Annotated in this window: 12 protein-coding genes; 4 read left to right on the forward strand and 8 right to left on the reverse strand. The window is 70.7% G+C overall.

What is annotated here, in order from left to right; genetic code table 11:
• Positions 1–19: 19 nt before the first annotated feature.
• From OG579_RS05675 to OG579_RS05705, 7 genes are all read right to left on the reverse strand, one after another.
• The gene (locus tag OG579_RS05675; RefSeq protein ID WP_328858393.1) at positions 20–1,051 is read right to left on the reverse strand and encodes a uroporphyrinogen decarboxylase/cobalamine-independent methonine synthase family protein; all 1,032 of its coding nucleotides are present in this window, start codon (positions 1,049–1,051) and stop codon (positions 20–22) included.
• Complete coding sequence (gene mnmA / locus OG579_RS05680) at positions 1,048–2,130, reverse strand: tRNA 2-thiouridine(34) synthase MnmA (protein WP_328858394.1); 1,083 nt, start codon at positions 2,128–2,130, stop codon at positions 1,048–1,050. Before mnmA ends, OG579_RS05675 begins: the two co-directional genes overlap by 4 nt.
• Positions 2,130–3,335, reverse strand: a complete 1,206-nt coding sequence (locus tag OG579_RS05685; RefSeq protein ID WP_328858395.1) for a cysteine desulfurase family protein — start codon at positions 3,333–3,335, stop codon at positions 2,130–2,132. The genes mnmA and OG579_RS05685 overlap by 1 nt, the downstream gene beginning before the upstream one ends.
• Positions 3,336–3,437: 102 nt before the next feature.
• Complete coding sequence (locus OG579_RS05690) at positions 3,438–4,355, reverse strand: lysophospholipid acyltransferase family protein (protein ID WP_328858396.1); 918 nt, start codon at positions 4,353–4,355, stop codon at positions 3,438–3,440.
• Between the two features lie 14 nt (positions 4,356–4,369).
• Positions 4,370–5,200 carry a GNAT family N-acetyltransferase gene (locus tag OG579_RS05695; protein WP_328858397.1) on the reverse strand — a complete coding sequence of 277 codons (831 nt, stop codon included), beginning with the start codon at positions 5,198–5,200 and terminating at the stop codon, positions 4,370–4,372.
• A gap of 164 nt (positions 5,201–5,364) precedes the next feature.
• Entirely contained in the window at positions 5,365–6,321 is a 957-nt protein-coding gene (locus OG579_RS05700; protein ID WP_055790368.1) for an electron transfer flavoprotein subunit alpha/FixB family protein, read from the reverse strand.
• A gap of 35 nt (positions 6,322–6,356) precedes the next feature.
• Entirely contained in the window at positions 6,357–7,142 is a 786-nt protein-coding gene (locus tag OG579_RS05705; RefSeq protein WP_045823397.1) for an electron transfer flavoprotein subunit beta/FixA family protein, read from the reverse strand.
• Between the two features lie 228 nt (positions 7,143–7,370).
• On the opposite strand from OG579_RS05705, the gene OG579_RS05710 reads away from it, so the two are divergent.
• The 4 genes from OG579_RS05710 to OG579_RS05725 are packed head-to-tail and all read left to right on the forward strand — an operon-like array spanning position 7,371 to position 12,093.
• Positions 7,371–8,189 carry a class I SAM-dependent methyltransferase gene (locus OG579_RS05710; protein ID WP_408068803.1) on the forward strand — a complete coding sequence of 273 codons (819 nt, stop codon included), beginning with the start codon at positions 7,371–7,373 and terminating at the stop codon, positions 8,187–8,189.
• On the forward strand, positions 8,186–9,712 hold the full coding sequence (locus OG579_RS05715; RefSeq protein ID WP_328858398.1) for a glycoside hydrolase family 57 protein: 1,527 nt from the start codon (positions 8,186–8,188) through the stop codon (positions 9,710–9,712). Before OG579_RS05710 ends, OG579_RS05715 begins: the two co-directional genes overlap by 4 nt.
• A gap of 28 nt (positions 9,713–9,740) precedes the next feature.
• Entirely contained in the window at positions 9,741–10,997 is a 1,257-nt protein-coding gene (locus tag OG579_RS05720) for a glycosyltransferase family 4 protein (RefSeq protein ID WP_328858399.1), read from the forward strand.
• A 34-nt stretch (positions 10,998–11,031) separates the two neighbouring features.
• Complete coding sequence (locus tag OG579_RS05725) at positions 11,032–12,093, forward strand: NAD-dependent epimerase/dehydratase family protein (RefSeq protein WP_328858400.1); 1,062 nt, start codon at positions 11,032–11,034, stop codon at positions 12,091–12,093.
• A 28-nt stretch (positions 12,094–12,121) separates the two neighbouring features.
• Here the strand turns inward: OG579_RS05725 and OG579_RS05730 are convergent, their stop codons facing one another.
• On the reverse strand, positions 12,122–12,868 hold the full coding sequence (locus tag OG579_RS05730; RefSeq protein WP_328858401.1) for an acyltransferase: 747 nt from the start codon (positions 12,866–12,868) through the stop codon (positions 12,122–12,124).
• Positions 12,869–12,912 lie beyond the last annotated feature (44 nt).

The following is a 12,912-nucleotide window of genomic DNA, read 5'->3' on the forward strand; positions in this document are numbered from 1 at the left end:
GCTGACCGCGACGGGGGCGCTACTGCTGTGGCAGGGCCTCGGCGACGGCCGTGGCCATCGTCAGCGCCGCGCGTGCCCAGTCGGTGTCTGCCCCGGCGAGCCCGCAGGTCGGGGTGATGATCATCTGCTCGGTGAACACGTCGTGGGAGATGCCGATGGTGTCGACGAGTGCGGTCACCGCGTCGACCACGTGCTCGACGTGACGTTCGGGTGTGGGCCGGGTGCTGGGCACGGCGCCCAGCGCCACCACGGTGCCCCGGTCGATCAGCTCGCCGAAGCCGTCGAGGTCGGCGGTGGATCCGCGGCGGACGCCGATCGAGTCGATGTCGAGCGAGACACCCCAGAGCCGGGTCTGGGCGGCGACCTGCCACGGGAACCGGCGCCCGCAGTGGTGCAGGATCACCGGTCCCCCGACGACGTCGACGAGGGTGTCGAGATGTTCGGCGACCGTCGCCGCCGGTACAGGGTCGATGACGTCGAGGCGCGACAGCGGAGTGATGCTGCCCTCGATGACGCGGTCGATGAGCGGTTCGTCGATCTGGACGATCACGTCCGCCCCGAGCCGGCGGCGCAGTTCCGCAGCGTGGTTCGCCGCGCCCTCGGCGATGGAGCCGACGAGATCGGTCCACGCGCCGCGGTCGTGTAACGCCTTGTGTCCGTTGGCCATCTCCACCGACGCGGCGAGGGTGAACGGGCCGCAGACCTGCACCTTCACCCACGGCCGGTCGCCCTTGAGACCGCGGGTCTCCCAGATCTCCTCGAACGCGTCGAGGTCGGCGGCGAGCATGTCGCGGGCGCGGCGGGCCATCATCGATGTCCCGTTCGCGAGGCGGTATCCCGACGCGCTGGTGTCCATCGGGATCCCGACGAGCAGGGCGGCGCAGCGACCGATGATGTCCGAGCCGATCCCGCGGTCGGGCAACTCGGGCAGCGCCACGAGTTCGACCTCGCCGGCCACCACCTCGGCCGCGGAGCGCGGATCGCGCCCGGGCATCGAACCGACGCCGGTGGCCACCCCGGTGGGGGGACCGGGCCGGTCGGTGTCGCTCACGCGCGCACGATGCGACCGCAGCCGATGACCTCGTCGCCCCGCGTGGCGTCGGGACGATAGAGCACCGCGGCCTGGCCGCGTGCGACACCGGTCAGCGGTTCACCGAGCTCGACGGTGAACGCCGTGCCGTCGGCGGACGCGCGCGCCCGGGCGGGGGCCAGTCCACCGTGCGCGCGCACCTGCACCACGCAGTCGATGTCCTCGTCGGGGACGGTGCCGCGGGTCCACACCGCGCGCTCGGCGTCGATGGACCACACGTCGAGACGGTCGCGCGGACCGACGGTGACCGTGGCTGTCGCGGAATCGATGGCCGTGACGTAGCGCGGGGAGCCGTCGGCCGCGGGGGCGTCGATCCCGAGGCCCTTGCGCTGGCCGATGGTGAAACCGTGCACACCGTCGTGATCGGCCAGCGATTCTCCGGTGACGGCGTCGACGACCTTGCCGGTCCGGATCCCGATCCGCGCCCCGAGGAAGGCGCGGGTGTCGCCCGAGGGGATGAAGCAGATGTCGTGGGAGTCGGGCTTGTCGGCGACGGCGAGGCCGCGGCGCGCCGCCTCGGCCCGGATCTCGCTCTTGGGGGTGTCGCCGATCGGGAACATCGCGTGCGCGAGCTGTCGCGCGGTCAGCACCGCGAGCACGTACGACTGGTCCTTGTCCTCGTCGACCGCGCGACGCAGCTCGCCGTCGACGAGGCGCGCGTAGTGCCCGGTCGCGACGGCATCGAAACCGAGTGCCTGGGCGCGTTCGGACAGCGCCGAGAACTTGATCTTCTCGTTGCACGTCAGGCACGGGTTGGGGGTGTCGCCCGCGGCGTAGGCGCCTACGAACTCGTCGATCACGTCTTCTTTGAACCGGTCGGCGAAATCCCAGACGTAGAACGGGATGCCGAGGATGTCGGCGACGCGGCGGGCATCGCCGGCGTCCTCCTTCGAGCAGCAGCCGCGGCTGCCCGTGCGCAGTGTGCCCGGTGCGGTCGACAGCGCCAGGTGTACCCCGACGACGTCGTGGCCGGCCTCGACCGCGCGTGCGGCAGCCACGGCCGAGTCGACACCGCCGCTCATGGCGGCCAGGACGCGCATCAGTACTCCCCGGCCGAGACGCTGGCCATGCCGGCGGTGCGGGCGCGGTCGACGACCTCGTCGATCACCGCCGCGACACGGTCGACGTCGGCGGTGGTCGTCGACGGCGACAAGGAGAATCTCAGGCTGCTGCGGGCATCGGGGGTCGACATGCCCATCGCCAGCAGGACATGGCTGGCGCGCGCGACGCCCGCGGTGCACGCCGAACCGGTCGAGCACTCGATGCCGTGGGCGTCGAGCAACATCAGCAGGGAGTCGCCCTCGCAGCCGCGGAAGGCGACATGGGCGTTGCCGGGCAACCTGCGGTCACCGAGCGGCCCGTTGACGATGCAGCCCTCGGTACCCGACAGCGCGTCGAGCAGGCGGTCGCGGAGTGCCGCGACCCGCACCATCGAGGAGTCGAGCCCGGCGACGGACACCGCCAGGGCGGTGGCCATGCCGACCGCCGCGGCGGCGTCGGGAGTTCCCGAGCGGATGTCGCGCTCGTGCCCGCCACCGTGGAGCAGGGGTACGCATTCGACGTCGCGTCGCAGCACGAGGGCGCCGGCGCCGTGCGGGCCCCCGAACTTGTGCGCCGCGATGCTCATGGCGGCCAGGCCCGCGGCGGTGAAGTCGACCGGGATGTGACCGACGGCCTGGATCGCGTCGGAGTGCATGGGGACGCCGAACTCGGCGGCGACCGCAGCGAGGTCGGCGACGGGTTCGATGGTGCCCACCTCGTTGTTCGCCCACATCACCGACACCAGTGCGGTGTCGTGGGGATGGGCGGCCAGTTCCGCGCGCAGGGCGGCCGGTGACACGGTCCCGTCGGCGTCGACGGGCAGGAGCACCAGGTCGGCGTCGCCGCGGTCGGCGAGCCACTGTGCGGGGTCGATCACCGCATGGTGTTCGACCGCGGAGATCACGATGCGGCGGCGGCGGGCGTCGGCGCGACGACGGGCCCAGAAGATGCCCTTGATGCCCAGGTTGTCGCTCTCGGTGCCGCCGGCGGTGAAGATGACCTCCGACGGTCGCGCCCCGACGGACGCGGCGACGGATTCGCGCGCCTCTTCCAGGTGGCGCCGGGCGCGGCGACCCGATCCGTGCAGCGACGAGGCATTGCCGGGGTCGGCCATGATCCGCGTCATCGCCTCGACGGCCTCGGGCAGCATGGCTGTCGAGGCGGCGTTGTCGAGGTAGACGGGGGCGTCACCGGATGTGGGCATGGTCGTCCAAGGATAACGGTGCGCAGGCCCCGAACATTTCGGCCGTCGGTGTGCCGCGGGCCACGGGCGGCCCGCGGCGCTCACCGGGTCATCCGGCAGGGGTCATCCGGCGAGGGTCAGCGCGTGCACCCGATCGAGGTCGGCGGCGGCGGGCGGCAACGACACCGGTCCGAACACGAGGCGTTCGCAGCGCCCCGCCAGCTCGCGGCGGTCGGTGCCGGGGAACTGCAGTTCGTGCAGGCGCACGCAGACGGTGAGATCGCGGGTCGCGAGGATGCGCCGCACCGTGTCGAGGAGGTCGTCGTCACCGATGAACGCCGGGATCGTCGAGATGTCGCGGCCACCGGCGCGGAAACCGACGTGCATCGGGAGGACCGACGCGCCGGTGTCCACGGCCGACTGGAACAGCGCGGGACGGAAACGCCCGCCCGACCGACCGCACCACGTGGTGCCCTCGGGGAAGACGCCCACGGCGTCGTCGGCGTGGAGCCCGGCGACCATCTGATCGAGCACTGTGGGCAACTGCCGCAACGACTCCCGGTGGATGCCGATCACGCCGAGCCGTCGCGCCAACCCGCCGATCACCGGCCATCCCTGCAGTTCGGACTTCGCGACGAAGCGGGCCGGGACGACCGTCGCGATGGCGACGATGTCGAGGAACGAGGTGTGGTTGGCGACGACGAGGCCCGCTCCGCGGCCGGCGAACGGCCGACGATCGTCGATCTCGACACCGATGCCCAGTGCCCCCAGCAGCGACCGTGCGGCCACCCGGATGAACCGCCGTCGCAGCGGACGCGGGAGCAGCTGCACCATCGCACCGACGGGCACGAGCCAGCCGACGGTGGCCGCCACCGCGACGATGCGCAGTGCGATCGCGCCCCGACCGCGCGTGGTGGGTGCGGCGGTGATGCAGCCCGCGCCGCAGGGGCTCGAGGGGAACCAGGCGTGCCGGGCGGGGGCGGCCGCCTCGATCGGGGTGACCTCGTCGGGGGTGATCCGGTGGTGCGTGACGTCTGTCATGACTGCCTCTCTGCTCACGCCTGCGCGGCGTCGGCGGCCGACCGCAGTCGGTCGAGATATCGGATGTTGGCCCGCGTGGTGTCGAGCACGGTGACGAAATCGGCGACCCCGAAGTCGGGGTCGTGGGCCGGTTCGCCGCAGATCTGCGCGCCGATGCGCAGATACCCCGACAGCAGCGGTGGTGTGGGGGTGCCGACCGCGGGGGCGATGTCGTCGAGAGCGCGACCGTCGATCACGACGGGCCGCAGCGGGTGGACCTCCCACGGTGCGCGGTGGCGGGCGTTGACGAGGTCACGGACCGCGCGGACGACCGCACCCGGCGCGGTGCCGTCGCCGGGGTCGACCGGTACCGAGGTGCACCCGACGACGAAGCGGTAGCCGGCGAGATCGAGGTAGCGGAGGATGCCCGACCACATGAGTGACATCACCGCGCCCGAGCGGTGGGCCGGCGCCACACACGCCCGTCCCATCTCGACGGTCTCGGCGGCGATCGGCTCGAGCGCGCGTAGGTCGAACTCGGTGGCGGTGTAGAGACCACCCGCCGCGATGGCGCCGGGCGGCGGCAGCATCCGGTAGCACCCGACGACCTCGTCACCGGGCAGGTGTCGGACGACGACGTGGTCGCAGTGCTCGTCGAAGCGGTCGACGTCGCGTCCGTCGACCGCGTGGTCCATGGAGCCGTCGAAGCCCGGCTCGGTCGAGAACACGGCGTGGCGCAGGCGCTGGGCGGCCTCGACATCGGCCGGTGCCGACGAGACCGACAGCGCGTAACGCGACCCGGCGAGCAGGGGCTGCGCTGTCCCGCGGACCGGTCGCCGCAGCGTGGAGATCGGTGAATTGCCCATGGCCACAGGTCTAGTTGCCGAACCGGACACGGCAGCACCGGTCGAGTGTCGTGTCGATGGAGACCCGATGAACTCCCCCGGCCAGGGTGAATGAGGCCTGACATGCGTGTGACCCCCGGCCGAGGGCCGGGGGTCACACGGTGGAGACGGTGGTGATCAGGTCATCACTTGCGCTTGTTGACCGCCTCGGTCAGCTGCGGCGCGACGTCGAACAGGTCGCCCACGATGCCGTAATCGGCGATCTCGAAGATGGGTGCCTCTTCGTCCTTGTTGACCGCGACGATGGTCTTCGAGGTCTGCATACCGGCGCGGTGCTGGATGGCACCGGAGATGCCGAGCGCCACGTAGAGCTGCGGCGACACGGTCTTGCCGGTCTGACCGACCTGGAACTGACCCGGGTAGTAGCCGGAGTCGACGGCGGCGCGCGAGGCACCGACGGCGGCACCGAGCGAGTCGGCCAGATCCTCGACGACCGAGAACTTCTCGGCGCTGCCGACGCCACGGCCACCGGAGACGACGATCGACGCCTCGGTCAGCTCGGGACGGTCGCCACCGACGATGGGCTCGACCTTGGTGATCTTGACGGCGTTCGCGGCCGGGGCGGGAACCTCGACGTCGACGCGCTCGCCGGCGCCGGCCTGCGGTGCGGCCTCGACGCCACCGGGGCGGATCGAGTAGATCGGGATGTCGCCCTTGGGCTGCGCCTCGACGGTGAACGCGCCACCGAAGATGGAGTGGACGCCGGTCTTGTCGTCCTTGATCTCGACGACGTCGTAGAGGATGCCCGAGCCGAGGCGCACCGCGAGACGGCCCGAGATCTCCTTGCCGTCGGCGTTGGCCGCGACGATGATGCCGGCCGGCGAGGCCTGCTCGGCGACGGCGGCGAGGATGTCGACCTTGGGGCTGATCAGGTAGCCCTCGACGTCGTCGGACTCGGCGACGTAGACCTTCTCCGCGCCGGCCTCCTTGAGACCGTCGATGACGGCGTCGGCGGTCCCGGGCTTGCCCGCGACGACGACCGACGGGCTACCCAGCGAACGCGCCGCGGTGATGAGCTCGGAGGTGACCTTCTTCAGTGCACCCTCGGCGTCCAGCTCGGCGAGTACCAGTACTTCTGCCATGTTCTTACGCTCCTGTGTGTGTCGGGTGTCGGGGGTCAGATGATCTTCTGGCCGACGAGGTACTCGGCGACCTTGGTGCCACCGTCGCCTTCATCGGTGACCCGCTCACCCGCGGTCTTCGGCGGCTTGGGGACCGACGAGGTGACCGTCGAACCCGCGTTGTCGAGGCCCACGTCGGTGGACTCGACGCCGATCTCGGCCAGGCTCACGACCTGGACTTCCTTCTTCTTCGCGGCCATGATCCCCTTGAACGAGGGGAAGCGCGGCTCGTTGATTTTCTCGTTCACGCTGACGATCGCGGGCAGCGACGACTCGACGTGGGTGATGCCCTCGTCGGTCTCGCGCTCACCGGTGAGGGTGTCGCCCTCGACGGTCAGCTTGCGCAGGTGCGTCAGGTGCGGGAGCTCGAGGTACTCGGCGATCATCGACGGCACCGCGCCACCGCGGCCGTCGGTCGCCTCGTTGCCGGCGATGACCAGCTCGACGCCTTCGACGGTGCCCAGGGCGCGCGCGAGGACGTAGGCCGTCTGGACGGCGTCGGAGCCGTGCATCTGGTCGTCCTTGATGTGGATGGCCTTGTCGGCACCCATCGACAACGCCTTGCGGATGGCGTCGGTGGTCCGCTCGGGACCGGCGGACAGGATGGTGACCTCGCCACCGCTGGACTCCTTGATCTGGAGCGCCTCCTCGACGGCGCGCTCGTTGATCTCGTCGAGCACCGCGTCGGCGGCCTCGCGGTCCAGCGTGTAGTCGCCATCGGACAACTTGCGCTCGGACCAGGTGTCCGGAACCTGCTTGATCAAAACGACGATGTTCGTCATGGTCCTCATCGACCTCCAGCTCGGAAATTCGTGAACTCACCGTAAACTTACTGCCCGGTAAGGTAAAGCGCTCCCTTCCACTGTATCCCCATATCCGGCCCTGTAGGACACCGCGTAGTAGCAGGTCGGGCGGCGGTCGGAGACTTCGCTCACACCGGCGGCGACCGGGACACTCGCAACGCCTCCGGGGTGGATGCCACTAGGCTCCCCCGAATGACGAACGCCCCGATGACGAACACCACCGAGGACGTCGGCCTTGCTGCCCGGACCTCGGCTGCGCAGGCATCCGCGGCGGCGGACCCCGCCGCGCAGACCATGGTGCTGACCGGTGAACGCACCGCGCCCGGCATCGCCGAGGAGAACTACTGGTTCCGTCGCCACGAGATCGCCTACACCCATGTCCTCGACGCATGTGCCGGCGCGACGGTGCTCGAGGCGGGCTCGGGCGAGGGCTACGGCGCGGACATGCTCGCCGACGTCGCCGCCGAGGTCATCTGCGTCGACTACGACGCCACCGCCGTCGATCACGCCCGCGCCCGCTACCCGCGCCTCGTCGTGCACCGCGGCAACCTCGTGGACCTGCCGCTTCCCGACGACTCCGTCGACACCGTCGTCAACTTCCAGGTGATCGAGCACCTCTGGGATCAGCCGTTGTTCGTCCGCGAGTGCGCTCGCGTGTTGCGCCCGGGCGGCACTCTGTTCATGAGCACCCCGAACCGCATCACCTTCTCCCCCGGGCGCGACACCCCGCTCAACCCGTTCCACACCCGCGAGCTCGACCCCGCCGAGTTGCGCGATCTGCTCACCGACAACGGTTTCGAGATCACCTCGATGCTCGGCGTCCACCACGGACCGGCCCTGCGCGCGCTCGACAAACGGTGGAACGGTTCGTTCATCGACGCCCAGATCGACCGCGCGCTCGCCGGCGAACCGTGGCCGGTCGCCCTGACCGCCGACGTCGGCAGCATCCGCACCAGCGACTTCGAGATCCACCCGGACGACATCGAGGCCAGTCTGGATCTCCTCGCGGTCGCCGTCCTGCGGTGACGCCGCGTTCCGGCGCCGACGAGGTCCCCGGGCAGTTCACCCTCGTCGCGCATTCGCATCTGCCGTGGTTGGCCCACCACGGTCGATGGCCGGTGGGCGAGGAATGGCTCTACCAGTCGTGGGCCGGGTCGTATCAGCCCCTGTTCGCGGTGCTGCGCCGATTGGCCGCCGACGGGTTCACCGGTCAGATGAGCCTCGGTGTCACCCCCGTGCTGGCCGCCGCGCTCGACGACCCCCACTGCCTGTCGGCGATGCACGAGTGGCTGGCGTCGTGGCAGTTGCGTGCCGCCGAGGCCGCGACCGCGGGCCCGGCGTCGGCGGAACTGGGCCGTCGTGAGTTCCGGGACGCCGACGCCGCCCTGGCCGACTTCGAGACCCACTGGCGCCACGGCGGATCCGGTGGTCTGCGCGCCCTTGTCGACGCCGACACCGTCGAGGTGCTGGGCGGTCCACTGGCGCACTCGTTCTCACCGCTCCTCGATCCCCGCCTGCGTCGGTTCACCCTCGCCGAGGGTCTCGCCGACACAGCCGCCCGGATCGGCTCGACGCCGCGGGGGATATGGGCTCCCGAGTGCGCCTTCGCGCCCGGTATGGAGACCGAGTACGACGCCGCGGGCGTCTGCCACTTCATGGTCGACGGACCGGCCCTGCACGGCGACACCGCACTGGGTCGCCCCGTCGGCGGCTCCGACGTCGTCGCGTTCGGGCGGGATCTCGACATCAGCTACCGCGTGTGGTCGCCGCGATCGGGATATCCCGGCCACGCCGCCTACCGCGACTTCCACACCTACGACCACGATTTCGGGCTCAAACCCGCCCGTGTCACCGGTCGCGGTGTCGCCGGGCCCGACAAGGCTCCCTACGACCCCGAGCGCGCGCAGGCCGCGATCGCCACCCACGTCGAGGATTTCGCACAGCGGGTCCGGGAGCGGCTGATCGACGAGTCGGCACGGATCGGACGGCCGGCCCTCGTTGTCGCGGCCTTCGACACCGAACTGTTCGGTCACTGGTGGCACGAGGGCCCGCAGTGGCTGGAGGCGGTGCTGCGCCGGCTGCCCGAGATCGGTGTCCGCGTCGGCACTCTCGCCGACGCCCGGACCCGGGGATTCGTCGGCACCCCGGTCGATCTCGGACCGTCGTCGTGGGGGTCGGGCAAGGACTGGCGCGTGTGGGACGGACCTGCGGTCACCGATCTCGTCGAGCTCAACCGCGACGTGGTCCGCACCGCGCTCGACACCGTCGACAAGCGGCTCGACGCCTCCCGCGGGACCCGCGACCGGGTGTCCGACCAGATCCTGCGCGAGGCCCTGATGACGGTGGCGTCGGACTGGGCGTTCATGGTGTCGAAGGACTCCGCCGCGGGCTACGCACGCGACCGCGCCCACAAGCACGCCCATGCCACCCGGGAGATCGCCCGCGCGGCGGCGACCGGGCGCGAGCGGCTCGCCGCGCGTCTGGCGCAGGACTGGCACCGCGCCGACACGCTTTTCGGCGGTCTCGACGCCCGGCGGTTGCCCCGATGACCGTGCACGCGGCGAGCCCGGGGTCGCGATGAGGATCCTGGTCGTCTCGTGGGAGTACCCGCCGGTGGTGGTGGGCGGACTGGGTCGCCACGTCCACCAGCTCAGCGTCGCGTTGGCCGCGGCCGGCCACGACGTCGTCGTGCTGACGCGTCGGCCGACCGGATCCGACGCGGTCAGCCACCCCTCCACCGACGTCGTGGCCGAGGGGGTCCGCGTCATCGCCGCCGCCGAGGACCCGCCCGCCTTCGACTTCAGCGACGACATGATGGCGTGGACACTGGCCATGGGGCACAGCATGATCCGTGCCGGGTTGCGGATCCGGTCCCGCGACGGGGAGGCGTGGCGGCCCGACGTCCTGCACGCCCACGACTGGCTCGTCGCCCATCCCGCGATCGCCCTCGCCGAGTTCTTCGACGTCCCGCTCGTCGCGACCGTCCACGCCACCGAGGCGGGTCGCCACAGCGGCTGGGTCAGCGGGACCATCAACCGTCAGGTGCACTCGGTCGAGTGGTGGCTCGCGCGCGAATCCGACGCGCTGATCACCTGTTCGGCGTCGATGCACGACGAGGTGACCCGACTGTTCGGGCCCGAGCTCGCCGAGATCCACACCATCCACAACGGGATCGACATCACCACGTGGCCGTACGCGCCGCGCCGTGTCGGCGGTGGGCCCCCGACGCTGCTCTACGCCGGTCGTCTCGAGTACGAGAAGGGCGTCCAGGACCTCATCGCGGCCCTGCCCCGGATCCGTCGCACCCACCCGGGGACGACGCTCACCATCGCCGGCGACGGCACCCAGGAGGCGTGGCTGCGCGAGCTGACCCGTCGCCACCGGGTGTCGCGTGCCGTCGCGTTCGCGGGACCGGTGGGCCACGACGGGTTGATCACGCTGATGCAGGCGTGCGAGGCCATCGTCCTGCCCAGCCGCTACGAGCCGTTCGGGATCGTGGCCCTGGAGGCTGCGGCGACCGGCGCCCCGCTCGTGGCGTCGACCGCCGGAGGTCTCGGCGAGGCGGTCACCGACGGGCTGACCGGGTCGAGCTTCCGACCGGGCGACATCGCCGGGTTGGCGACCGCGGTGCGCGCGGTGCTCGACGACCCGGCCGCGGCGCAGCGTCGCGCCCGCAACGCACGCGATCGGCTCACCGAGGAGTTCTCGTGGCCGCTGATCGCCGAACGCACCGCCGAGGTGCTGACCGGGGCCAAGCGCAGGATCCGTCACAACCTGGGTCGGCCGTCGATTGTGGAACGTCCCCTACCCGATCGGGATGTCGAGAAGCCGTAGTCGCGCGGCCACCACAGGCGGATAGCCTGCACGCATGGACTTCGACATCGACACCACCTCGCCTGTTCTGGTCACCGGGGCCACCGGTTACGTCGCCGGGTGGCTGATCTCCGATCTGCTCGACGCCGGGGTGACCGTGCACGCCGCGGTCCGCGACCCCGGCAACGAGCGCAAGACCGCGCATCTGCGTCGACTCGCCGACAACGCCCCCGGCGAGATCCGTTTCTTCGCATCCGATCTGCTCCGCGACGGCTCCTACGACGACGCCATGGCCGGGTGTTCGATCGTTTTCCACACCGCCTCTCCGTTCACCACGGCGGTGAAGGATCCGCAGAAGGAACTCGTCGACCCCGCGGTGGAGGGCACGCGCACGGTGCTCGAGTCGGCCAACCGCACCGAGTCGGTCCGCCGCGTCGTGCTGACCAGTTCGGTGGCCGCGATCTACACCGATGCCGTCGACTGCGAGCGCGCCGGCGGCACCCTCACCGAGGACGACTGGAACACCTCGGCGACCCTCGACTACGAGCCCTACAACCTGTCGAAGACCCTGGCCGAGAAGAAGGCCTGGGAGATCGCCGAGGCGCAGTCGCGGTGGGATCTGGTGGTGATCAACCCGTCGCTGGTGATCGGACCCGCGATCGGACCGAACCCCACCTCGGAGAGTTTCGCGATCGTCAGCCAGCTCGGCAACGGGATGATGGCGTTCGGTGCGCCGCGCATCAAGATCGGCGTCGTCGACGTCCGTGAGGTCGCCGCCGCGCACGTCCGCGCTGCGTTCACGCCCGACGCGAAGGGCCGTCACATCCTGTCCGCGGCCGACACCGATCTGCTCGAGATGGGCAAGGCGCTCCTGCCCCGTTTCGGCCGTCGACGTCCGCTCCCGCGCTTCCCGTTGCCGATCCCGGTGCTGGTGGCCGTCGCCCCGTTCGTGGGTCGCGACCGACGTTTCGTGAAGCGCTGCTCGGGACGGCCGCTGCGACTCGACAGCTCGAAGAGTCGTTCCGCGCTGGGGATCTCGTATCGTCCCATGCAGGAGTCGCTGGAGGAGATGTTCGCCTCGATGCTCGACGCCGGTCAGATCAAGCTGCTCCGCTGAGCGGTCGACACAGCCGGAAGGAGCCGGTCTAGGAGGTGCGGGCCGCGGCCTTCTTGCGTTCGATGTCGGCCAACGCGCGTTCGAGTTCGGCGCGTTGCGCCGCCCCCTGCTCCCACGCCTCGGCGCGGTTGCGCACCACCTTCGCCGGCGCACCGACGGCGATGGAGAAGTCGGGGACCACGCCACGCACCACGGCGTGCGAGCCGAGCACGCAGCCGCGTCCGACGATGGTGTTGCGCAGCACGGACACCTTCGCCGCGATCCAGGTGTCGGGGCCGATACGGACCGGGCCCTTCACGATGCCCTGGTCCTTGATGGGGACGGTGATGTCGTCCATGCGGTGGTCGAAGTCGCAGATGTAGCACCAGTCGGCCACCAGCGTGGAGGCACCGATCTCGACGTCGAGGTAGGCGTTGACGACGTTGTTCGCCCCGAACACCGCCTTGTCGCCGATCCTCAGCGATCCCTCGTGGCATCGGATGGAGTTGCCGTCCCCGATGTGGACCCACCGACCGATCTCCATGCGGGACAGTTCGGGTGTCGCGTGGATCTCGACGTTGCGGCCGAGGAACACCATGCCGCGCAACACGATGTGCGGGTTGGCCATCCGGAAACGCCACAGACGCACGTATCGCACCAGGTACCAGGGCGTCCACGCGTGGTGGCTGATCACCCAGCGCAGCGAGTCGAGGGTGAGAAATCGCGTCTGAGCAGGGTCGCGACGCCGTCCGGCGCGTCGTCGCGAACGCAGCGAGGCGTTCCACATGCTCGTCATGGGCTCACACCCTAACTCCAGGCGTGTCACCGCCTGAGCCGGGG

This window comes from Williamsia herbipolensis (genome assembly GCF_036153515.1).
GTDB classification, from domain to species: domain Bacteria; phylum Actinomycetota; class Actinomycetes; order Mycobacteriales; family Mycobacteriaceae; genus Williamsia_A; species Williamsia_A herbipolensis.